We start from the raw sequence: 23,577 nt of genomic DNA on the forward strand, positions 1-23,577 counted from the left end.
TTTAAAAGATTTGTTTATGCCTATTGTATCTATTATTATCCCTTGTTTTAATCAAGAAAAATATATAGCAGAGTGTTTAGACTCTGTTTTAAACCAGAGTTATACTGATTTAGAGTGTATAGTAATAAATGATGGGTCTACAGATAATTCATTGCTAATAGTTTCAGAATACATTCAAAAAGATTCTAGAGTAAAAGTAGTGAGCCAAGAAAATCAAGGACTGTCTAATTCTAGAAATAATGGAATAAAAATAGCAAAAGGAGAATTTATACTTCCACTTGATGCTGATGATATGATAGGTAGTACTTATGTAGAAGATGCAATTGGTTTCTTTAAGGAAAATACTAATTATTCGGTAGTGTATTGTAACGCAAGATATTTTGGGAAGAAAGAAGATGTGATGGACTTGAAAAAATATTCATATAAACAACTTCTTAAAGAAAATTGTATATTTTGTTCTGCATTTTTTAAAAAATCAGAATATAATACTACAAAGGGCTATGATCCTAATTTAATTTATGGGTATGAAGATTGGGAGTTTTGGATTCAATTATTAAATGAAAAATCAAAGGTTCATAAAATTGAAAAGGAACTTTTTTACTATAGACAAACTGAAAATTCAATGATAAGTTTTACAAAGGATCCTTTTAAAGTGAATTTTACAATGAATTGTATTTATCAAAAACATTCTGAAACTTATGGGGATATTTTTTTTAAAGGAAAGTTATTAAATGCCATGGATATTGTTAATACAATGATAGATACACCTCCAAAACACACTTTGTTTTTAAATATAAAGAAAACAATATCTTATAAAATATTCGTTAAGTTAGAATGTTTTCTTAGAGGTATAAAGTTTAAATAAGTGATGTTTGAGATAGAGTTTATTTTTTGAAAAAGTTTTTTATTTTAAGCTTTATAATTTTTCTTTTTTTATCAGAAATTCTTTTTTTTAGATGATTATTAATATCTAGTGTAAAGGATGAGTTCTTATATAAGGTTGTTAGGCACTTTAGCTCTGTGTTGAGTTGCTGAATAATGGATGCTTTAGAAAAAACACCTTTGTTGTGTACTCTATATACTCCCATAAATTCATCGAGAATTTTAATTTTTCTATTTTTTATTTGAAGTATAAAAAAAGGCCAGTCTCCAATAGGAAAATCTTGCCACCAAGGTTCTATTTTAAAATCATTTATAAATAAGGAAGAAGATGCAAAAATAAAGTTACCATCAATAAGGTTTTTAATATTGGCATTTGGTATTTTATTTTTTTCATGTTCCCAGTCTGACATCACACCTGTTTGTTGATAAAAGCAATTAAATTTTGCACCTACTATACTATAATCAGAATTGTTTTCTAAAAAATCAACTTGTTTCTGAAGTTTAAGTGGATCTGTCCAGTAATCATCACCATCGCAAATTGCAATATATTTTCCTTTACATTTTGGAAATAAGTATTTAAACCAAATACGTTCTCCTTTACTAAACTTGTTGTCAGTTTGATAGATAGGTTTAAATCGATCGTCTTTTTTTACATAATCAGAGATAATACTTTTACTGTTGTCTGTAGAAGCATCATCATGAATAATGATTTCAAAATCAAAATTAGTGTTCTGACTTAGAAAAGAATCAAAAGTTTGTTGAATATAATTTTCTTGATTATAAACCAAGCAACAGATGGATACCAATGGAGTATTATTAGTTTTCATTTTTTGAGTTTATTTTTTTAGCGGGGTTTCCTTTTACAATTGTATGAGCATCAATAGACTTGGTAACATTAGATTTAGCTCCAATAATACAGTTGTCACCAATAGTTATGTTAGGTAAAATAGTAGCATTTAGCCCAATAAAAGTGTTTGTGCCTATATGAACATAAGAGCCAATAATTGAGTGTGAAGTGATGTAACATGCGTTTCCAATACTAGAATGATGAGAAACCAAGGAGTTAGGCCCTAAGATTATATCATCCTCTAAAGTTGCTTTTGTCCATATACATGAAAAAGCATGGGTAAAGCACCCTGTACCAAGTATTGCGGATGTTGATATTTTAGATAATGGGTGTATTAAATTAGGGGTATAACCTAATTTGTTCCTAATGATTGTGGCTATTTCATTTCTTTTTACATTATCACCAACGGTCACAGCAAAATGAACTCGTTCAATATTTGTATTTGAAATTAATTGTTGAAATGAACATAATATAGGAATACCTAAAATAACGTCACCATTTCTAGAGCTATTATAATGAAATAAACCTTTTACATGGTAGCCACATTCTTGTGCAAGTTCAATTATTACTTCGGTATAGTTTCCAACCCCTATTAAATAAATGTCTTTTTTATGGTAAGATAATGTCACAGATTTCATTAATTTTTTGTTTCTCTAAATTAAAATATAAGGGTAAGCAAAGAATTCTTTTAGAAATAGATTCTGATATAGGAGCCGTATTTCCATTAACATAAGGTATGGTGTTTAAAGATGGATAAAAATATCTTCGTGGAAATATGTTGTTCTCGGTTAACTTTTCTATTGCAATTAATAATTCTTCTTCAGAGTCAAATACAATTGGCATGTAGCTGTAATTATATTCAAATGTGGTTAATTTTTGAAATAAAAAGGATGATTCAAGTCTTTTTTTATACAATTCATAAGACCTTTTTCTATGTTCAATTATGCTGTCAAAATAAGGAAATACTGCCAAACCTAATGCTGCTTGTAGTTCACTCATTTTAGCATTTATTCCAAGACCATGAAATTCAGTAGGACCGTTGTGTCCAAAATTATGATGATAATAAATTTTTTTATGAAGTTCTTTGTTTTTTGTAAAAATGGCACCACCTTCCCCTGTGTGAAATATTTTTGTTGCGTGAAAACTACAGGTACTAATATCTCCATACTCAAAGATTGATTTTCCTTTGTAAGAGGTTCCAAAACAATGGGCAGCATCATAAATTACACGTAAATTGTGTTTGTTTGCAATTTTTTCAATTTTCTCAACTTCACAAGGGTTTCCAAAGACATGTGTTGCCAATATAGCAGTTGTGTTTTTAGAAATACTTTGTTCTATTAGTTCAGGGTTTATATTAAATGTTTTTTCATCAATATCAACAAAAATAGGTTTGCATCCTTCCCATATAATACTAGAAGTTGTGGCAATATAGCTAAAAGGAGTAGTAATAATTTCATCTTTTAATTGAAGTGATTTTATGGCTATTTGCAAAGGAAGTGTACCGTTAGTTGTTAATATAATATTACTAAGTTTTAATTTAGTTTTTATACATTCTTCTAGCTCTTTAACAAGTTCTCCTCTATTTGTAATCCAAGAACTATCCCATGCCTTTTTTAATATTTTTTGATATTCAGATTGATCTGGCAAAAATGTTTTTGTAACATTTATTTTTTTAGACATAAAATATTCATTTCTAGCAAAAATATAGGATTATCCTGATAAGGTATAAGTTTGTCGGAAATATTTTAGAAATCTATTCTAAAAGAATGTTCAATGCTGATGGGTTAGCATTGTTTAGTCTTTAGTAAAGAAGAACAAATCTTTTTTTATGAACATTTTATAAATCTGTATTTTTGTAAAACGCATGAAACATTTTATCAAAAAAAACAAAACCATCCTCTACCCAACAGATACTGTTTGGGGTATTGGTTGCGATGCTACTTCTGAGCATGCAGTAGCAAAGATATATGCCATTAAACAAAGAGAAGAAACCAAAAGTTTGGTGATTTTAGTTTCTTCTTTAGAAATGTTAAAACAATATGTTGCTGAGGTTCCCAAAAAAGCTTTAGAAATATTAGACAAAACTACAAATCCAACAACTATAGTGTACGACAATCCTATAGGAATAGCAAAAAACGCTATTGGAAAAGACAATACCATTGCTATTAGAATTGCTTCTGATGAGTTTTGTAAAAAAATGATTGCTGATTTTGGAAAACCTATAGTGTCAACCTCGGCAAATATTAGTGGAGAACCTACTCCAAAACAGTTTTCTGAAATAAGTCCAGCAATTTTGAAGGCAGTAGATTATGTAGTAGATTTGCACCACGATAAAATTTGTGAAAAATCTTCGACAATTATCAAAGTCACAAATCAAAATCAGGTAACCGTAATACGTCCTTAATGCAAATTCTAGAGAACTATAAATCTGCCATTCAACATCCCGTTTTTGAATACATCACCAAAGCTGCAAAACAATTAGAAGTAGATGCTTTTGTGATTGGTGGTTTTGTACGTGATTTTATTTTACAAAGAGGTACTGCAAAAGACATTGATGTGGTTGCCATTGGGAGCGGAATTGATTTGGCTTTAAAAGTAGCAGATTTATTACCTAACAAACCAAAAGTACAAGTTTTTAAAACTTATGGCACGGCTATGTTGCGTTATCAAGACATAGAAATTGAGTTTGTTGGGGCTAGAAAAGAATCTTATACAGAAGATAGTAGAAATCCAGAAGTTGAAGAGGGAACTTTACAAGATGATCAAAACCGTAGAGATTTTACCATCAACGCTTTGGCAATTTCTTTAAACCAAAATTCTTTGGGCGATTTGTTAGATCCTTTTGGAGGAATTGATGATTTAAAATCTAAAATAATTCGTACACCTTTAGATCCAGATATTACTTATTCTGATGACCCGTTAAGAATGATGCGTGCCATTAGGTTTGCCACACAATTAAATTTTGAGATTGAAAAAGAATCTTTGTCGGCTATTACTAAAAATGCCGAAAGATTAAAAATTATTACTCGAGAAAGAGTAATGGTTGAGGTTAACAAAATTTTAGAATCTCCATTGCCATCTGTTGGATTTTTACATTTAGAAGAAACAGGATTGCTACATCAAATTTTACCAGAATTAACAGCCTTAAAAGGTGTGCAAGAGGTAGAGGGGCAAAAGCATAAAGATAATTTTTATCACACTTTAGAGGTGGTTGATAATATTTCTGAAAACACAGAAGATGTCTGGTTGCGTTGGGCAGCTCTGTTACACGACATAGGAAAAGCTCCTACCAAACGTTTTTCTAAAAAAGTAGGATGGACTTTTCATAATCACGAGTTTGTAGGGTCTAAAATGGTATTTAAATTGTTTAAACGATTAAAATTACCATTAAATAATAAGATGAAGTTTGTTCAAAAAATGGTGTTATTAAGTTCAAGACCTATTGTATTGGCTTCTGATGTTACCGATTCTGCCGTTAGGAGATTGGTTTTTGATGCAGGAGATGATATTGAGAGTTTAATGACTTTGTGTGAGGCAGATATCACCACAAAAAATCCTAATAAATTTAGACGTTATCACAATAACTTTAGATTGGTTAGAGATAAAATTAAAGAAGTTGAAGAACGTGATAAGGTTCGTAATTTTGAGCCCCCAATTTCTGGAGAAATTATCATGAAAACTTTTAATTTAAAGCCTTGCAGAGAAATAGGTCAAATTAAAGACTTTATTAAAGAAGCTATCTTAGACGGAAAAATTTCAAATGATTATGATGAAGCTTATCAACTAATGCTAAAAAGGGGAGAAGCTTTAGGGTTAAAAGCATAAAATAAATTTTAAACATAAAAAAAGCCGAAGAGAAATCTTCGGCTTTTTTGTTTTAGGTATTCACTGTAAGTGTATTATGTACTGTGTTTTTTGTGAATTATGTAATTTATTATTCAATTTATTGTAGATTCTTTTGTTTGATTGTTTTATAATTGATATATTTGGTAAACCAAACTGGTAAACCAATTTAATTAGTTATGAGTAAAATCAAATTTATTTTAATATTCGCGAGTATTTTGTTGTTCGCATGTCAGTCTAAAGAATCAAATTCTGTAGAAAAAGTAACTACTATTAAAGAGCTTCATGCTAAAATAGCAACGGCAAAGGCTGGTGATGAAATTGTTTTGGCAAACGGTGTTTGGAAAGATGTTGAAATTGTTTTTAAAGCAAACGGAACAAAAGAAAATCCAATTGTTTTAAGAGCAGAAACTCCAGGAAAAGTATTTATAGAAGGAATTTCTAATTTAAAAATTGGAGGAAATCATTTAGTGATAAAAGATTTACACTTTAGAAATGGTTATACACCAACAGATGTGGTAATCCTTTTTAAAACTGATGATGATACTCCGGCTAATCATAGTAAAGTCACCAATTGTGTTATAGAAGAATTTACACAGTTAGATAGAGATGCTACGGATCATTGGGTAGAGTTTTGGGGGCAACATAACGAGTTAAGTCATTGTTACATTGCGGGTAAATCTAATTTTGGACCTACAGTAAGAGTTCAGTTAAAGGGAAATCAACATATAAATAATCATCATCAAATTATCAATAATCACTTTGGGCCACGCCCTAGAAAAGGTGGGCCTCATGGAGAAACTTTGCAAATTGGAGATAGTGGTACTTCAATGACTCCTTCGTACACAAACATTTCTAATAATTATTTTGAAAGATGTAATGGAGAGGTTGAAATTATTTCTAGTAAATCAAACTTCAATATTTTTAAAAACAATGTTTTCTTTGAGAGTGAAGGATCCCTTGTGTTACGACATGGAAATTATGCAACTATTGAGGGGAATGTATTTATAGGAAATGATAATTCTGAGTTTATCGGAGGGATTAGAGTTGTAAATACAGGTCACTGGATCATGAATAATTATTTTTACAAGCTAAAAGGTTCAGAGTTTAGAGCTCCATTAGCGGTTATGAATGGAATTCCAAAATCACCTTTAAACAGATACAATCAAGTTACAGATGTAGTGGTGGCCTACAATTCTTTTGTAGAATGTCCAACTCCGTGGTTTTTTAGTGTAGGTTCTAATGTAGATAAAAGCGATGTTTTACCAAAATCAGAAATTCGTTCTGCAAGACCTATTAGAACAGTTTTTGCAAATAATTTAATTTACAATAATCAAACAGCAACTAATCCAATTCATAACTACGATAAGGTTGATGGAATCCTTTTTGAAAAGAACATCACCAATAACGAAAACAAAAGTGAAGTACAGCCTAAAGGATTAACAACTGTTGATTTTTCTATAAATAAGCTTGGTGATAACTTATTTGTGCCAACAAAAAATAATACAGAGGTATATAATGGATTTGATTTTGAAAACATAAACACTGATTTATTTGGTGAATCAAGGGCTAAAAATAATGCTGTTGGGGCTATTACCATTCCTGTAAAAGAAAATATGGTTTTGGTTAACGAATCTAATTATGGTACAGATTGGTTCAATCCTAAAAAAGAAAAAAGAGAGCCAAAAACGTTTACCATTCATCCAAAAGATTTAAAGTCGACAATAGCAAGTGCAGAAAATGGAGATATCATTGTTTTGGAGTCTGGAGAATATACCCTAGATACTACTATTGATATTGATAAAAAAATAACCATCACCTCTGCGGATGAACATAAAAAAGTATTGTTGAATTTTACTGCTAACAACACTGCTTTTTTAATGAAACCAAAAGGAGATTTACGTTTGCAAAACATAAGTGTTAATGGAAATAAAACACAAAACGCTTTTGCAACCTTAGACAAAAACATGTCTAAAGCCTATAATTTGTTTTTAAACAATGTAGAAATTTCAAACTTTAAAACGGCTTTAAATGTTTCAAAAGGATCTTTTGCAGATACAATTTCAGTTAAAAACACAAGTGTTAAAAATTTAGAAAATGGATTTTTATTAAATCAAGAAATTGATGCCAAAGGAGATTATAATGCAGAATTTGTGTTTATAGAAAACAGCAGTTTTGATGAGGTAAAAGGTACTGTGCTAGATTATTTCCGAGGAGGATATGATGAATCTACCATTGGAGGGAATTTAATTTTTAAGAACAATACTATTTCCCATTCTGGTAAAGAATCAGCAGATAAAATTTTAATCAAGAACCAAGGAATTGTACAGGCAGAAATTTCTGAAAATACATTCATCAATAATCCTGTAAAATTAATCGCTATTCTTTGGGGAGAAAAAGGTCAAAAACCAGAAAACAACAAGATTAAAAATTCTGGAGAATTTAAAATTGTACAAAACCTAAAACAAAAATTGATGTACTAACATCAATCTGTTTTGAGTATAAAAACATTAAACATGAAAATAAAACATCATATCGTTCTTTTATTAACTTTTATTGGGCTGATTACGGCTGTAGAAGTAAAAGCACAAGAACATCCTAGTTTAATTTTAACCAAATCTGGAGTAGAAAAAATTAGAAAAGAATTAGGAACTGTACCTTTATTTGATGCTACTTTAAAAAATGTTCAAGCAGAAGTAGATGCAGAAATTGAGTTGGGAATTGATACTCCAATTCCTAAAGATTTTTCTGGAGGATATACGCATGAAAAACACAAGAGAAACTTTTTGATGATGCAAAAAGCTGGGGTGTTGTTTCAAATTTTACAAGATGAAAAATATGCAGTTTATGTGCGTGATATGCTGTTTCAATACGAGGCAATGTATAAAGATTTACCAGTACATCCGCAAACAAGATCTTATGCAAGAGGTAAGTTGTTTTGGCAGTGTTTAAATGATTCTAACTGGTTGGTTTATACAAGTCAAGCTTATGACTGTATTTATGATTGGCTATCAAAAAAAGAGAGAAAAAAGTTAGAAAAAAACTTGTTCAAACCTTTTGCTGATTTTATTTCAATTGAAAATCCACAGTTTTTTAACAGAGTTCATAATCATAGTACATGGGGGAATGCAGCAGTTGGAATGATTGCATTGGTAATGGATGATGCTGAGTTGCTAGAAAGAGCTTTGTATGGTTTAAAAGATGATGGATTGCCTGCTGGTGCTAAAGATAATGATGGTGGTTTAATTAGAGAAGAAGGTCAACAAACAGGTTTCTTGGCCAATATAGATGAACCTTTTTCTCCAGACGGATATTATACAGAAGGGCCTTACTATCAGCGTTATGCCATGTATCCTTTTTTGGTTTTTGCAGAAGCTTTGCAAAATGTAAAACCTGAATTAAAAATATTTGAACATAAAAACGGAGTTTTACTAAAATCTGTAATTGCTTTGTTGAATTTAACCGATGCTGATGGAAAGTTTTTTCCGTTAAATGATGGACAAAAAGGAATGTCCTATTATTCAAGAGAATTGGTTACGGCTGTTGATATTGCATACTATTACGGAGGGTTAAATCCACAGTTGTTGAGTATTGCAACTAAGCAGCAAAGTGTGTTGTTAGATGATTCTGGTCTAGAAGTGGCTTTGGCTATTCGCGATGGTAAAGCAAAACCTTTTCAAAAAAAATCAATCAATTTAACTGATGGTGCTGATGGAAAACAAGGTGGTGTTGGTGTATTAAGAAGTGGAAATGAAGATTTTACTTTGGTGTTTAAATATGCTGCTCAAGGCCTAAGTCATGGTCATTATGATAAACTTTCTTACTCTTTTTATGAAAAAGGAAATGAAGTAATTCAAGATTACGGATTGGCAAGATTTGTAAATATTGAGCAAAAAGGAGGAGGAAATTACTTAAAAGAAAACAAAACTTGGGCAAAGCAAAGTATTGCGCATAATACGGTTATACAGAATGAAACTTCTCATTTTAGTGGAAAATACGAAATAGGAAGTAAACATCATTCAGACTTAAACTTTAAAGATTTTTCTAAAGAAGGTTTTCAAATCATTAGTGCAAAAGAAACAAATGCATATCCAGGTACAGAGTTAAACCGAACTTTGGTGATGATGAATCTTAAAGGATCTGATAAACCTATAGTTGTTGATTTGATGAAAGTTGTATCCAATACTCAGAACCAATATGATTTTCCATTTTATTTTATGGGACAAGTGGTCAATACCAACTTTAACTATATTACAGAAAATAACTTAAAACCATTAGGAACTAAAAATGGATATCAACATTTGTGGTTAGAGGCAAAAGGGAAATCTTCTGAAGAAATCAATCAATTTTCTTTCTTAAACCAAGAAGTTTTTTACACCATTTCTACAGCAAGTCAAAAAAACGATGAGTTGTTGTTTACCAAAATTGGAGCCAATGATCCTGAATTTAATTTAAGAAGAGATGCTGGGTATATGATTCGTAGAAATGCAAAAAATACTGTTTTTGCTAGTGTTATAGAACCTCATGGAAGTTATAGTCATGTGTCAGAATTCTCGGTAGATTCTAAAAGTCATATAGAAAATCTAAAAGTTGTTCATGATGATGAAAATTATACAGCTGTAAAAATTACGACTGTTGATAAAGAACAGCATTTAATTATTATTTCAAACAATAGAGACAAAAATTCAAAAGAACATACATTAATAATCAACGATAAAGAGTATAACTGGAAGGGCTCTTATCATTATTCAATAATCAAATAAATTTTAAAAAGATGAAACGATTTAGCGAAAAGTATATCATTACAAAAGATATGGAGTGGGAAGAACTTGGTGGAGGAGTATCAAGAAAATTCTTAGGTTACGACAACCAAATTATGATGGTAAAAGTAAAATTTGAAAAAGGTGCTTCAGGAGCTCCACATCAACATTTTCATACCCAAGCTACTTACTGTGTTGCTGGTAAATTTGAGTTCGAAATTGATGGAGTAAAGAAAATAGTAGAGGCAGGTGATGGAATTTATATTGAACCAAATTTATGGCATGGAACTACTTGTTTAGAAGAAGGGATTTTAATTGATACGTTTAGTCCTATAAGAGAAGACTTTTTGAGTGGTGATGGTGTGTCTTATTTTGGAGATAAAGAGGAATAAAAATTTTTGTAAACAATTAAACTTAACGATATGAAACTAAAAGATAAAATTGCCATAGTAACAGGTGGTACAAGAGATATAGGAAGAGCTGTTTCTATAAAATTAGCAAAAGAAGGAGCTAAGGTTGTTGTGAATTATTATAACAACGAAGAGAATGCAAAAGAAACACTAACTGCAATTAGAGAGTTAGGAGGAGAAGCAATTATGGTAAAAGGAGATATGACCATTAAAGCTGATGTTGACGATATGATTAAAAAAAGTATTGATGCTTTTGGTGATACTATTGATGTTTTAGTAAACAATGCAGGTGGATTGGTTGCAAGAAAAACGATGGCAGAGATGGATGAAGATTTCTTTGATAAAGTAATCAAGTTAAATTTAAATTCAACATTTTTAGTGTCACAGGCTGTTTTACCATATATGAAGTCTGGAGCTTCTATCGTAAATCTTGCTTCTTTAGCAGGTAGAGATGGAGGTGGTGGAGGATCTATTGCATATGCTACTTCTAAAGGAGCAGTAATGACCTTTACAAGAGGTTTAGCAAAAGAGGTTGGTCCTAAGGGTATTCGTGTAAATGCATTATGTCCTGGTATGATTGCTACTACTTTTCATGATACTTTTACGGTAGATGCAATTCGTGAAAAAGTTGCTGCTTCAACTCCTTTAAAAAGAGAAGGTCAAGCAGAAGAGATCGCAAATACCGTTGCTTGTTTAGCTTCAGATGATACTTCTTTTATCACAGGAGCTAACATAGATATTAATGGAGGGCTTGCGTTTTCATAGTATGTAATTTACATACATGGTTTTCTATAAATAAAAGGGATGAGTATTAACTCATCCCTTTTATTGTTTAAAATGTCATTTTGCTAAACAAATCAGTTGTAATGTGGTAGATGTGTAATTTTATCATGTTTTTTTTAGGTTTATTTAATAAAATGTAGTTGAATATTTGTTTATGATGAATCTTATCTATATATTTGGTAAACCAAACTGGTAAACCAATTAAAAAAGAGGTTAAAGTAACATTAAATAAAAACAACTAAAAAAAATAAGATGGGTAAAACTTAGAGACAAAAAAAGGATGAGTGCACACTCATCCTTAGAACAAAAAATTACTTCATTCTGAAGGGAAGTAATATTTAAAGCATGTGAACTATCAATAAACACGCTAATTGCAAAAGTAATAAAATTATCTATGTAAAGCGTGTTAACATGAGTTGAAAACAAATCCGGTAATATAAACTAGGCTTTGTGCTGTTTTTTTACACAACAACTCATATCTATTAAATTAACTTAATACTAACACCAATGAAACTAAAGAAAAGTATAACATTATTGGCTTTATTGTTTTTCAATATAGCACTGTTTGCTCAAGAGGGAGTTAACCTAACGGGTACTATTTTATCTAGTGCAGACAACACACCCATTCCTGGGGCGAACATTATAGTAAAAGGAACTTCTAAAGGAACTATTTCAGATTTTGATGGTAATTATCAAATTACTGTTAATAAAGGAGATGTAATTGTTTTATCATATTTAGGTTATAAAACACAAGAAGTTACTGTTACAGATCAAAATAAAATTAGTACTGTATTGCAAATAGATTCATCAGAATTAGATGAGGTTGTAATTGTAGGATATGGTACTCAAAAGAAATCACATTTAACAGGAGCCATTTCAAAAGTAAAAAACGAAAGCTTAGATCAAATTGCAGTAGCAAGAGTTGATGATGCTTTGGTTGGACAGGTTTCTGGGGTTAATATTCAGGCTACCGATGGGGGTGCTGGTGCTGCTCCAACCATTAGAGTGCGTGGAGTAGGGTCAATTTCTGGGGGAATTAATCCTTTAATTGTTGTTGATGGTTTGGTTGTAGATAATGACTATTTAAGTGCATTAGATATGAACGATGTAGAGTCTTTTGAGATTTTAAAAGATGCAGCTTCTACAGCTATTTATGGATCTAGAGGTAGTAAAGGGGTAATTATGATTACTACTAAAAACGGAAAAGAAGGAAAAACAAAATTTAGCTATAGTACTTACACGGGTTTAAAAGAAGCGAGACAGAGTGATGCTTACTATTCTACAGTAGCAGAAACGGTTGCGGCTGAACAAGCAGCAACAGGTACATTATCAGACAGAACTCGTTATAAACAATTAATAGGAGTAGATACCAATTGGCAAGATATTGCTTTTGATGGAGGGACTATTACAAGTCATTCTTTATCTGCAAGAGGAGGAAGTAAAAGAACTAAGTTTAGTACTGCTTTAAATTATTTGCATGATGAAGGGGTCATGTTAACAGATGACTTTAAAAAGTACAACTTAAAAGCTAAAATAGATACAGAGGTTAATGATAACTTTTCTTTTGGAGTAAATTTATCACCATCTTACACAGAAACTAGACGTTTTGATGGATCTACACACGATATTTTAAGACAGCCATCATGGTTGCCAATCTATCATGATGAAAATACAATTCAGTTTGTAGATAGAACTGTATATCCTGATGTACAAGTTGGAGATTATGCATTACAACGTCATTTTGATAATTATGATTTAGATGGAACAGGAACTTTAATAGACATTAGTAATACTTCTAATACCAATCCAGCAGCTAAAGTTTTGGAAAGAGATAGAAGAGACAAAAAGTTTAAAATGTACGGTAATGTTTATGCTAAATACGATTTTACAAAAGATTTAAGTATTAAAACCACTGTAGGTGGAGATATGCAATATACCGATAGAAGAAGATGGCAAGGTGTGTTGTCTAACAGAAACGGAGCTAGTGCAGCTCAGTTAGATTTAACTAACGAAAAACAAATTCACTTAGCTAATGAAAATTTCTTAACCTATAATAAGTCTTTTGGAAAGAGTGATGTAAATGCAATCTTAGGTACTTCTGTAGAAACATGGAATTACGATTACGAAACAACACAAGGGACAGGATATACCTCAGATTTGTTACAAACAATGAAAGCTGCAACTGCTATTTCAGATTATAATTCTTATAGTTATGAAAGAAGTTTATTGTCTTATTTTGGTAGGGTAAACTATGCCTATGATGATAAATACTTATTCTCTTTAAGCCTTCGTCGTGATGGTGTATCAGTATTTGGAAAAAATCAAAAATACGGAAACTTTCCAGCAGCTTCTGTGGGGTGGAATGTAGCTAAAGAATCTTTTTTAGAAGATAGTAACGTTGTAAGTAACTTAAAACTTAGATTGAGTTATGGTGTTACAGGGAATCCATTAATTGATACAGGTGATGATTTAATTGATAATTATCCATCGTTAGCATTGTTAAATCCATCATCTTATGCTGTTGATGGAGATGTTACCTCGGCATTTAATCCTATTAACATTGCCAATTCAGAGTTACAGTGGGAGCGTTCTATAGAAATTAACCCAGGGGTTGATTTTGGATTCTTTAACAATAGAATTTCTGGTTCTGTAGATTATTACAAGCGTAATAGTGATCAATTATTATTATACAACCCAGTATCATCTACCACAGGATTTAGCAATGCATTGGTGAATTTAGGAGAGGTGCAAAATGAAGGTTTTGAGTTTGAATTAAGAACTAAAAATTTATCAACAAGTAGTTTTAGATGGACTTCTACTTTTATTGGTTCATATAATAAAAACACTTTGGTAAATTTTGCAGACTCTAATGGGCAAATCCAAAATGTAGACTCTAAAAGAGCATCAGAGTGGATCAACTTACAAGGGCAGCCTATTTCATCTTTTTATGGATGGGTAGTAGATAAAGAAATTGCTTTAGAAGATTTAAACAATCCTTATCACCCAATTGGAGCAGAAGCACAAGATGTTTATGTAAAAGATTTAAATGGAGATGGAGTTATTGATGATGATGACAAAACCAATTTAGGAGACCCATATCCTGATTTTGTATGGAGTATTTCTAACGAATTTAAATTCGGTCAAGTAGATTTTAGTTTTATGTTTCAAGGAAGCCATGGAGCAAAAGTAAGAAATATGGGAGATCAATATATCTTTAATCACTTTAACAGTGCACAAGATTTTAATCCAGCTACAACACCTAATCAAGAGTTTATCAAAGAGAAAATATTCACAAACTCTATAGTTCAAGATGCATCATACATTGCATTAAGAAACGTAAATCTTGGGTATAATTTTTCAAAGAATTTTGCTTCTAAATTAGGTTTGTCTAAGGCTAGAGTATATGCAACAGGTCAAAACTTATTGTATTTAACAGCTAGTGATTATACAGGTTTTAATCCTGAGTCTATAGACAATACAAGCGCTACTACATATGGATACCAAAGAGCAGGTTCTCCTATATTTAGTACTGTGTCAGTAGGATTAAATATAGAATTTTAATAAAATTTAAAAGACAAACATTATGAAAAATATAAAATTTATAACAGTAGTTTTTTTAGCCCTATTCGCTGTTTCATGTAGTGAAGACTTTTTAAGTCCGCTTCCATCATCAAGTATAGCTGCCGATGGTTTTTATACAAATGAAGAAGAGTTAGAGGCTGGAATTGTAAACATTTATGACGGTATACAAGGGGTAAATGATACAGATTCTGATAGTAATCATTCAACACAAGTTGAATTTTACTTAACAGAAATGAGAAGTGATAATACTAGAACAAAAAGTGGAGAAGGTGAGGCTGCTCAGTTTGAGACTTATACAGTTCAAGCTACCAATGGTATTGTAGCAGACTATTACAGAAGTATGTATAACGTAATTTATAGAGCAAATGTAGTTATTGGTAGTTTAGATGCAGCAGGTTCTAAAAGAGATCAGATAGAAGGTGAAGCAAAATTTTTAAGAGCCTATGCTTACTTTAATTTGGTTCGTTTGTTTGGAGACTTACCATTGGTAGATCGTGTAATAGATCCTTTAGAAACAGAGGTAGCATTTACTAGAAAACCAACAACAGATATATATGCTTTAATTGTTAGTGATTTAACAACTGCTACCACCGCTTTAACAGATGGTGGTTCTAAAAACAGAGCATCTAAAGCTGCTGCTGAAGCATTGTTAGCAAAAGTTTACTTAACAACAGGGAACTATAGCGGAGCTCAAACATTGTGCGAATCTATTATGAACCCAACAAGAGGATTTAAGTTAGAAGCAGATTATAAAGATATTTTTTATACAGAAGGAAATGATGAGGTAATTTTTGCCATAGGATATATTGGAAACAACGTAAATGAAAGTCAAAATTTTTCAGCAGAATGGTTGAACTCAGTAGGTAGAACCAGTGGTGTTAACTATGTAACTGCCGATGTAAGAAATGCATTTGCAACTTATGGAGGTGTAGAAAGATCAAAGTATGCTTTTAGACAAGATGCTGGTCAAACCACACAATATCAAGTAGTAAAATATTTGCCAAATGGAGATGCGAGTTTAGGAATTGATCCTACTTCTACAGACCCTACATTGGCGGGTAATGATTGGATTGTTCTACGTTATGCAGATGTTGTTTTAATGCATGTAGAAGCAATTTTGGCAGGTGGAGATTCAACAACAAGTTCTAATGCAATTGCCTCTTTTAAATTAATTAGAGATAGGGCTAATTTAACAACCCCGGCAATTATTACAAAAGAAGATTTATTGAATGAACGTAGAGTTGAATTGGCTTTTGAAAACCAAAGGTTTTACGATCTAGTTCGTTTTGGAGAAGCACAAAATGTATTATCTGCATTTTCAACCGCAAATGGATATAGTTTTACAGGTAATGATTTGTTGTTACCATTTCCAAACAGAGAAATTGGTTTAAGTGATGGATTGCTTACTCAAAACACTGGTTACTAATAACTAAAACTTAAAAAGATGAAGAATTTATTTAAAAATAAAAAATACATAACCAAAGTATTGACAGTATTTATACTATCAACAACTTTTATAGCTTGTACAGAAGATTTGCCAGAGGCTGGGTCTAAAGCAGATGAAACTCCTCCTACAAGTGGTTTTTCTGCAGAGGAGCAAAGTGGAGATTATTTAACGTATTTATTTACAAATACCTCTAGTAGTGCTACTGATTATGTTTGGGATTTTGGAGATCCTACCTCGGGAACAGATAATACATCAACAGAAGAAAACCCTTCGCATACATATTCGGCAGAAGGAGAATATACTGTTAGTTTAACAGCTTCGGATAAGTTAGGGGTAGAAAGTACATACAGTACTACTATAGATATAGTAATGCCTACAGGACCAACAGTTTTTGTTCCAACTATTTTGGAAGCTGGATTTGAAGATGGTGATTTAGCCGGAGGAACTGGTGATGGACGTGATTCTTGGAGAATTTCTGGAGGTAAGATTTTTGGAATTACAAGTAGTCCTGTTCGTAGCGGGTCTCAAGGAGCTAAGTTTGATGCTGGTGATCCTCGTGTAGCTTATCAGGAGATAGATGTTACTCCAAATGCGGATTATATTTTAAGTCTGTATTATACCATGAAGACATCTCCTAGTGGAGGTGAATTAAGACTGGCTGTTTTAGGAAATACAATTACAGATGCAGCCGATGCTGAAGCAGCAATTATCGCCTCTGTTGTTGGTACAGATCAATCAAGTGCTAGTGATTATGTAGAAATGACTTTAGAGTTTAATCCTGGAGCAGCTAATAAAGTTGCCATTTGGGTAGATAGTAATAACATAGCCGAAGCTAGAATTGATGATGTGTCTATTATGGCAAAACCATAATAAAAATAATAACTAGTGATGTTATGAACTACTTAAAAGAATTTATTATAGTTGTATTAATTGCTTTTGTTTCTGTAAATGCTACTTGTCAAGAAAAGACAAGTAGCAGTACAGAAACTGAGAAATCAGTAGAGAAAAAAAAGAAGCGAAAAAAATACAAGTTGCCAAAAATAGATTTGAGTCATTGGAGTGTTACTACTCCAGAATTAAATCATAAAGGAAGCGCTATGAATATTGAGCCTCCAGAAATTTTAAAGTATGCAACCGATAAAAGGTTAATTCCTTACATGTATAACGATTCTATTAGAGGAGCCTTGGTTTTTTATGCTTTTCCTAGCAAAGCTACTACTGCAAACACCAAGTATACAAGGTCTGAGTTAAGAGAACAAATGGTGCCTGGAGACAATAATACCAACTGGACTTTTAAACAAGGTGGAAAAATGAAAGGAGTGCTGGAGGTTGATGAGGTATCAAAAGATGATGAAGGAAAATATCATAAAGTGATTATCATGCAAATTCACGGACGTTTAACCAACGAACAACGAGATTTAATAGGTCAAAAAGATAACAATGCTCCTCCTATTTTAAAAATATATTGGCAAAATGGAAAAATACGAGTGAAAACAAAAGTTCTTAAAAACCTTGATGCTACTGATGAAGAGTTATTGCATGAAGATGCTTGGGGAGATGATGAGGGATATACTTTTGAACAAGAAGTTGGTCACAAAAAATTCACTTTAGAAGTAAAGGTGTCTGAAGGTAAAATGGTTATCGTTTTAAATGGTTTTGATCATAAAGTATATGATGGTATCCACATGGAAAAATGGGGTCTTTTTGAGAACTATTTTAAAGCTGGAAACTATTTCCAGTCTAGAGATAAAGGGGCTTATGCAAAAGTTAAATATTATAAATTAAAAGTAGGTCACTAATAATAAATAAGCAAAATGAAATATAGTTTTCTATATATATGGTTGGTGTTTTTAATGTCAGTTGTAACTATAAGTTGCAGCTTTACAAATGGAGATGCTACATCAGACATTGAGATTGATAAAAATGATGAGGACGAGCATTCTCCAACAGATTTATATAAGTTGCCAAATATAAATCTTAATCACTGGAAAGTAACTTTACCAATAGGAAGTCCAACAGAAGTTACTCCTCCAAAAATTTTAGATTATGCAACTAATGAAACGTTAAAACCATTTATGTATAATGATTCTATAAAAGGAGCTTTGGTGTTTTACACCTATCCAGGGAGTACAACAACAAACACTACCTATTCTAGAACAGAGTTAAGAGAGCAAATGGTTGCCGGAAGTAATAGTACCAATTGGACTTTTAAGCAAGGTGGAACTATGAGGGGAGTTTTAGCTATGGCTGATATAACCAAAGATAGTGTTGGAGATTATCATAGAACCATTGTTATGCAAATTCATGGTAGATTAACCAATGAACAAAGAGATTTAATTGGTCAAAAAGACAACAATGCTCCTCCTGTTTTAAAAATATATTGGGAAAAAGGATATGTTAGAGTAAAAACCAAGGTGTTAAAAGATTTGAATGCTTCTGATACTGAAATATTAAAAACTGATGCCTGGGTAGATGATGCTGGATATACTTTTTCAGAGTATGTTGGATTTGCCAAATTTACTTTACAAGTAAAAGTTTCAGAAAGTAGGTTAGAAGTTATAATGAATGAAAAATCAAAAGTTTATAATAATATCCATATGGAAAAATGGAATGTTTTTGAAAATTACTTTAAAGCAGGGAATTATTTAGGAACTAAAGATAGTTGGGCTAGTGCAAAAGTTGAGTATTATGAGTTAGATGTTATACATTAAAACACTATTTTTATAATAAATTTTATATATTTACAATCTGATAATTGGTTAACCAATCTGATTAACCAATTTAGTTAAAACCATGTTTCTATGAAGTTAGAGCTATTGTCAAAAGGAGAACAAACAAGTCAAAATGAAATTATATCTAAATTAAGGGATTTAATAATTTTTAAAAACCTTGAGCCAGGAGATAAACTGCCCTCAGAAAGAATGTTATCTGAAAAATTTGAAGTAAGTAGGAGTAATGTTAGAGAGGCAATTCAATTATTAGAATTTTACGGATTGTTAAAATCCAAACCTCAAAGTGGGACATTTGTTGCAGACATTGGACAAACTGCCATGAGTGGAATGATAGATGATATTTTAAGGTTAGAAGAGCCAGACTTTAGATCATTGGTAGAAACAAGAATTATGTTTGAGCTTAAAACAGTTCGTTTGGCCGCTCAACGAAGAACAGAAGAACAATTGCAATTAATAGAAAAAGCGTTAGAAGCATTTAAAGAAAAAGTGATCAACGGGGAAAATGCAGTTCAAGAAGATTTACTTTTTCATTTAGCTATTGCGCAAGCAAGTGGTAATAGTACAATGAACCAGTTAATGTTAATGATTACTCCTAATATTATTACAAATTTTGAGAAATACCATGTATGTGATAAGGATTTGTCACAAAAAGGAATAAAAGAACATCAAGATATTTTTGATGCAATTAAAGCACAAGATATTGATATGGCAAAAGAAAAAATGAAAATTCATTTTGGAGTTTTATATCAATACTGTTACAACATAAAATAAAAAAGAATCAAGTAAAAGTGCACAATTTTACTTGAGGTTAAAAAGAAGGGAAAAATATTTAAAGTAATACTCTTAGAACCATTTACTGAAATCATCAGTATTTCAACTTTAGATTTACTTATAATATTCCAATAAGAAAGAGATGATCTCAATTCTTGTTGAGGGATTTTTTTGTCTTATTTTAAAATAATAGAATAATATTAATAAGCTGTAAATTATATAGTTATGAAGGTAAAAGGATTAAGATGGTGGGTAATAATGCTAATATGTTTAGCAACAGTTATCAATTATATTGATAGAACTGCGTTTGGAGTTATGTGGCCAGAAATGGGGAAAGATTTAGGACTTGATGAGTCTGATTATGCAGTAATGCTAAATGTTTTTATGATAACATATGCCCTTGGTAAATTTTTATCAGGAAAGTTATATGATGAAATAGGAACAAGACTTGGTTTTGTTGTATCCATAGTAGTTTGGTCGTTGTCATCTGTATTACACGCATTTGCTGGCGGATTGGCAAGTTTAACTGTTTTTAGAGCCTTTTTAGGTTTTGGAGAAGCAGGTAACTGGCCAGGAGCTGTAAAGAGTAATGGAGAGTGGTTTCCTGTAAAACAACGAGCAATTGCACAAGGAATTTTTAATGCAGGGGCATCTTTAGGAAGTGTAATTGCACCTGTGTTAATTGCATATTTATATAGCCACTTTGGATGGAGAACAACTTTTATTATTATTGGTGCTATTGGTTTGTTGTGGGTAATTCCTTGGTTGTTTGTTAACAAATCCAACCCAGAAGTACATCCTTGGATTACTGATGAAGAAAGAGCATTGATATTAAAAGATAGAATTGTAACCGTAGAAGAACCAGGAAAAAAAGAAAAAGGTTTGTCTGTAGTACAAATTTTAAGTCACAAAGAGTCTTGGGGAGTTTTGGCAGCAAGGCTATTTATAGAGCCTATATGGTGGTTGTTTGTAGGTTGGATGCCATTGTACTTAAATTCAAAATTTGGATTTAGTATTGAAGAAATTGGAGCAACCATTTGGATCTCTTACTTAGGTGGTATGGCTGGTAGTATTATTGGTGGTTGGTATAGTGGTAAATTAATGGAAACTAAATCTGTTGATGTTGCACGTAAAACAACTATTACAATCGGTGGTGTTTTAATCTTTCTAGGATTGTTAGGAATTATCTTTTTAGTAAATGAAAACAATCCAATGACATTTATTTACATCGTTGCAGTAGTATTATTTGGATTTCAATTTGCAATAGGGAACATTCAAACTATTTCAAGTGATTTGTTTAGTGGTAAATCTGTAGGAACCTTGGCAGGTTTAGCAGGAACCGTTGCAGCGGTATCAGTAATTATTATGAATACATTAATCCCATTAATTGCTTCAGTATCATACACACCTGCATTTATTGTTATTGCAATATTAGCACCAATGGCTATTGCATCAATATTTATATTGATTAAAAAAATTGAACCCGTAAAATTAACATAAACACATAAATTAGAATAAGATGAGTACACAAGAAAAAATAGCAGTAATAACTGGTGCAACAGGAGGAATTGGATTTGAAGTAGCTAAAAGATTAGGTAAAGATGGATATACAGTTGTATTGAATGGTATTGAAGATGAAGCTGGAGCTAAAAAAGTAGAAGAACTGACTGCAGCAGGAATTACAGCTGAGTATTTTGGTTTTGATGTTACAGATGATAAGGCAGTAACAGAAAATATTACCAAAATAGGTGAAAAATATGGTAAGATAGATGTATTGGTAAACAATGCAGGTGGTTTAGGAGGAAGATCTAGGTTTGAAGAAATGACTACTGAGTTTTATAGATTTGTAATGGCTTTAAATCTTGACTCTACATTTTTTGCTTCAAGAGCAGCTATTCCATTTCTGAAAAAAGGAACAAATGCATCAATTATTAATTATACTTCTAATGCAGGTTGGAATGCAGGTGGACCAGGTGCAGGTATTTATGGAACTTCTAAGGCAGGAGTACATGCTATTACAAGAGCATTAGCAAAAGATTTAGCAGAATATGGAATTAGAGTAAATGCGGTGTCTCCTGGTACTATTGATACTCCTTTTCATGCACAAATTAAATCAACCAAGCCAGAGGTGTTTGCTACATGGAAAAATAGCATAATGTTAGGTAGGTTAGGTCAGCCAGAAGAAGTTGCTTCGGTGGTGTCTTTTTTGGCTAGTGAAGATGCTGCTTTTATTACAGCTGAAACCATTCAAATAGGTGGAGGTCAGGCATTAGGTATTTAATAAAATAAATGGCATAGATTAGTTAGTTTAAAGTAAAAAGCCTAAAAACATTTTTTTGTTTTTAGGCTTTTTGTGCTTTTACTTAAGAATATTGCTCCATAAATTCTTCAGCTTTTTCTACCATGTTTCTACTTCCACAAATAAATGGAACTCTTTGATGTAATTCGGTTGGCTTAATGTCTAAAATTCTTTTATATCCATCGCTAGCTTTTCCGTTGGCTTGTTCTGCTAGGAATGCCATAGGATTACATTCGTATAACAATCTTAATTTTCCTTCAGGATTTTTAGTGCTTTTAGGGTACATATAAATTCCACCTTTTATGATGTTTCTATGAAAGTCTGAGGCTAAAGATCCTATGTATCTACTTGTATATGGTCTGTCATCCTCTATTTGTTGACAATATTTAATGTATTTTTTTATCCCTTCAGGAAATTCTAAATAGTTTCCTTCGTTCACAGAATAAATTTTTCCGTCTTCAGGAAACTCCATATCTGGATGCGATAAATAAAAAGTACCAATAGCTGGGTTTAGTGTAAATCCATTTACACCGTGACCAGTAGAGTATACTAACATGGTAGACGTTCCATAGATAATATACCCAGCAGCTACTTGGTGTTTACCTTCTTGTAAAAAATCTTCTTTGGTAACAGGTGTTCCAATAGGTGTAATTCTTCTGTATATTGAAAAAATAGTCCCTACAGAAACATTAACATCAATATTAGACGATCCATCCAAAGGGTCTATTAGTACTACATATTTGTTTTGATGATTTCCATCCTTACTATTTACCACAATAAAGTCATCTTCTTCTTCACTTGTAATTCCACAAACAATATTTCTGTTTATCATGGTTTGGATAAACTTATCATTAGCGTAAACATCTAATTTTTGTTGTGCTTCTCCTTGAATATTTACATCACCTGCAGCTCCGGTAATATCTACTAATCCAGCTTTGTTAACTTCGTGATTTACTACTTTAGCAGCCAATCGTATGGAATTAATTAAGCTAGAAAGCTCACCGGTAGTGTACTTAAAAGCGTGCTGGTTCTCGTTAATAAATTCTCCTAAGGTTTTGTGTTTATATGACATATAGTTTGGTTTTATTAGATGCCATAAATATCATACTTTTTTATTTTACTACAACGATTTCGTGACGTGTTTTTGACTGCTTTTTAATAGTTTACAAAATTCTGTTTTTTGTATAAAAAAACAACGGGTTTGGAAAAGTGTCCAAACCC

Annotated in this window: 19 protein-coding genes; 15 read left to right on the forward strand and 4 right to left on the reverse strand. The window is 31.7% G+C overall.

The annotated features are described in order from the left end of the window. Positions 1-16 precede the first annotated feature (16 nt). Entirely contained in the window at positions 17-865 is an 849-nt protein-coding gene (locus tag ACXGQT_RS12695) for a glycosyltransferase family 2 protein (protein ID WP_457828955.1), read from the forward strand. A 19-nt stretch (positions 866-884) separates the two neighbouring features. On the opposite strand, the gene ACXGQT_RS12700 is transcribed toward ACXGQT_RS12695, so the two are convergent. The 3 genes from ACXGQT_RS12700 to ACXGQT_RS12710 are packed head-to-tail and all read right to left on the reverse strand — an operon-like array spanning position 885 to position 3,409. After that, positions 885-1,709, reverse strand: coding sequence for a glycosyltransferase family 2 protein (locus ACXGQT_RS12700; protein ID WP_457828956.1), 825 nt, complete (start codon positions 1,707-1,709; stop codon positions 885-887). Next, complete coding sequence (locus ACXGQT_RS12705) at positions 1,699-2,367, reverse strand: PglD-related sugar-binding protein (protein ID WP_457828957.1); 669 nt, start codon at positions 2,365-2,367, stop codon at positions 1,699-1,701. The genes ACXGQT_RS12700 and ACXGQT_RS12705 overlap by 11 nt, the downstream gene beginning before the upstream one ends. Next, positions 2,339-3,409 carry a DegT/DnrJ/EryC1/StrS family aminotransferase gene (locus ACXGQT_RS12710; RefSeq protein WP_457828958.1) on the reverse strand — a complete coding sequence of 357 codons (1,071 nt, stop codon included), beginning with the start codon at positions 3,407-3,409 and terminating at the stop codon, positions 2,339-2,341. The genes ACXGQT_RS12705 and ACXGQT_RS12710 overlap by 29 nt, the downstream gene beginning before the upstream one ends. A gap of 184 nt (positions 3,410-3,593) precedes the next feature. Between ACXGQT_RS12710 and ACXGQT_RS12715 the strand changes: the two genes are divergently transcribed. The 14 genes from ACXGQT_RS12715 to ACXGQT_RS12780 all read left to right on the forward strand — a co-directional run bounded on the left by ACXGQT_RS12715 (position 3,594) and on the right by ACXGQT_RS12780 (position 22,338). Beyond that, positions 3,594-4,133, forward strand: coding sequence for an L-threonylcarbamoyladenylate synthase (locus ACXGQT_RS12715; RefSeq protein ID WP_457828959.1), 540 nt, complete (start codon positions 3,594-3,596; stop codon positions 4,131-4,133). Then, the gene (locus ACXGQT_RS12720) at positions 4,133-5,554 is read left to right on the forward strand and encodes a CCA tRNA nucleotidyltransferase (RefSeq protein ID WP_457828960.1); all 1,422 of its coding nucleotides are present in this window, start codon (positions 4,133-4,135) and stop codon (positions 5,552-5,554) included. Before ACXGQT_RS12715 ends, ACXGQT_RS12720 begins: the two co-directional genes overlap by 1 nt. Positions 5,555-5,793: 239 nt before the next feature. Further along, positions 5,794-8,055 carry a chondroitinase-B domain-containing protein gene (locus tag ACXGQT_RS12725; protein ID WP_457828961.1) on the forward strand — a complete coding sequence of 754 codons (2,262 nt, stop codon included), beginning with the start codon at positions 5,794-5,796 and terminating at the stop codon, positions 8,053-8,055. A 33-nt stretch (positions 8,056-8,088) separates the two neighbouring features. Next, positions 8,089-10,335 carry an alginate lyase family protein gene (locus ACXGQT_RS12730; RefSeq protein ID WP_457828962.1) on the forward strand — a complete coding sequence of 749 codons (2,247 nt, stop codon included), beginning with the start codon at positions 8,089-8,091 and terminating at the stop codon, positions 10,333-10,335. A gap of 11 nt (positions 10,336-10,346) precedes the next feature. Next, on the forward strand, positions 10,347-10,724 hold the full coding sequence (locus ACXGQT_RS12735; protein ID WP_457828963.1) for a cupin domain-containing protein: 378 nt from the start codon (positions 10,347-10,349) through the stop codon (positions 10,722-10,724). Between the two features lie 30 nt (positions 10,725-10,754). Next, entirely contained in the window at positions 10,755-11,507 is a 753-nt protein-coding gene (locus ACXGQT_RS12740) for an SDR family NAD(P)-dependent oxidoreductase (protein WP_457828964.1), read from the forward strand. Between the two features lie 525 nt (positions 11,508-12,032). Beyond that, complete coding sequence (locus ACXGQT_RS12745; RefSeq protein ID WP_457828965.1) at positions 12,033-15,086, forward strand: SusC/RagA family TonB-linked outer membrane protein; 3,054 nt, start codon at positions 12,033-12,035, stop codon at positions 15,084-15,086. A 22-nt stretch (positions 15,087-15,108) separates the two neighbouring features. Then, positions 15,109-16,533, forward strand: coding sequence for a RagB/SusD family nutrient uptake outer membrane protein (locus tag ACXGQT_RS12750; RefSeq protein WP_457828966.1), 1,425 nt, complete (start codon positions 15,109-15,111; stop codon positions 16,531-16,533). An 18-nt stretch (positions 16,534-16,551) separates the two neighbouring features. Further along, positions 16,552-17,424 (forward strand): PKD domain-containing protein, encoded by an 873-nt coding sequence (locus ACXGQT_RS12755; RefSeq protein WP_457828967.1) that lies wholly within the window; start codon positions 16,552-16,554, stop codon positions 17,422-17,424. Positions 17,425-17,447: 23 nt separating this feature from the next. Continuing rightward, entirely contained in the window at positions 17,448-18,353 is a 906-nt protein-coding gene (locus tag ACXGQT_RS12760; protein WP_457828968.1) for a polysaccharide lyase family 7 protein, read from the forward strand. Between the two features lie 15 nt (positions 18,354-18,368). Then, positions 18,369-19,265 carry a polysaccharide lyase family 7 protein gene (locus ACXGQT_RS12765; RefSeq protein ID WP_457828969.1) on the forward strand — a complete coding sequence of 299 codons (897 nt, stop codon included), beginning with the start codon at positions 18,369-18,371 and terminating at the stop codon, positions 19,263-19,265. A gap of 90 nt (positions 19,266-19,355) precedes the next feature. Further along, a complete protein-coding gene (locus ACXGQT_RS12770; RefSeq protein WP_457828970.1) occupies positions 19,356-20,057 on the forward strand; it encodes a FadR/GntR family transcriptional regulator in 702 nt (233 codons plus the stop codon). Positions 20,058-20,282: 225 nt separating this feature from the next. Beyond that, on the forward strand, positions 20,283-21,557 hold the full coding sequence (locus ACXGQT_RS12775; protein WP_457828971.1) for an MFS transporter: 1,275 nt from the start codon (positions 20,283-20,285) through the stop codon (positions 21,555-21,557). Positions 21,558-21,576: 19 nt separating this feature from the next. Further along, entirely contained in the window at positions 21,577-22,338 is a 762-nt protein-coding gene (locus ACXGQT_RS12780; RefSeq protein ID WP_457828972.1) for an SDR family NAD(P)-dependent oxidoreductase, read from the forward strand. Positions 22,339-22,420: 82 nt separating this feature from the next. On the opposite strand, the gene fbp is transcribed toward ACXGQT_RS12780, so the two are convergent. Beyond that, the gene (fbp, locus tag ACXGQT_RS12785; protein WP_457828973.1) at positions 22,421-23,428 is read right to left on the reverse strand and encodes a class 1 fructose-bisphosphatase; all 1,008 of its coding nucleotides are present in this window, start codon (positions 23,426-23,428) and stop codon (positions 22,421-22,423) included. Between the last annotated feature and the right edge of the window lie 149 nt (positions 23,429-23,577).

Source organism: Wenyingzhuangia sp. IMCC45467 (assembly GCF_054111205.1).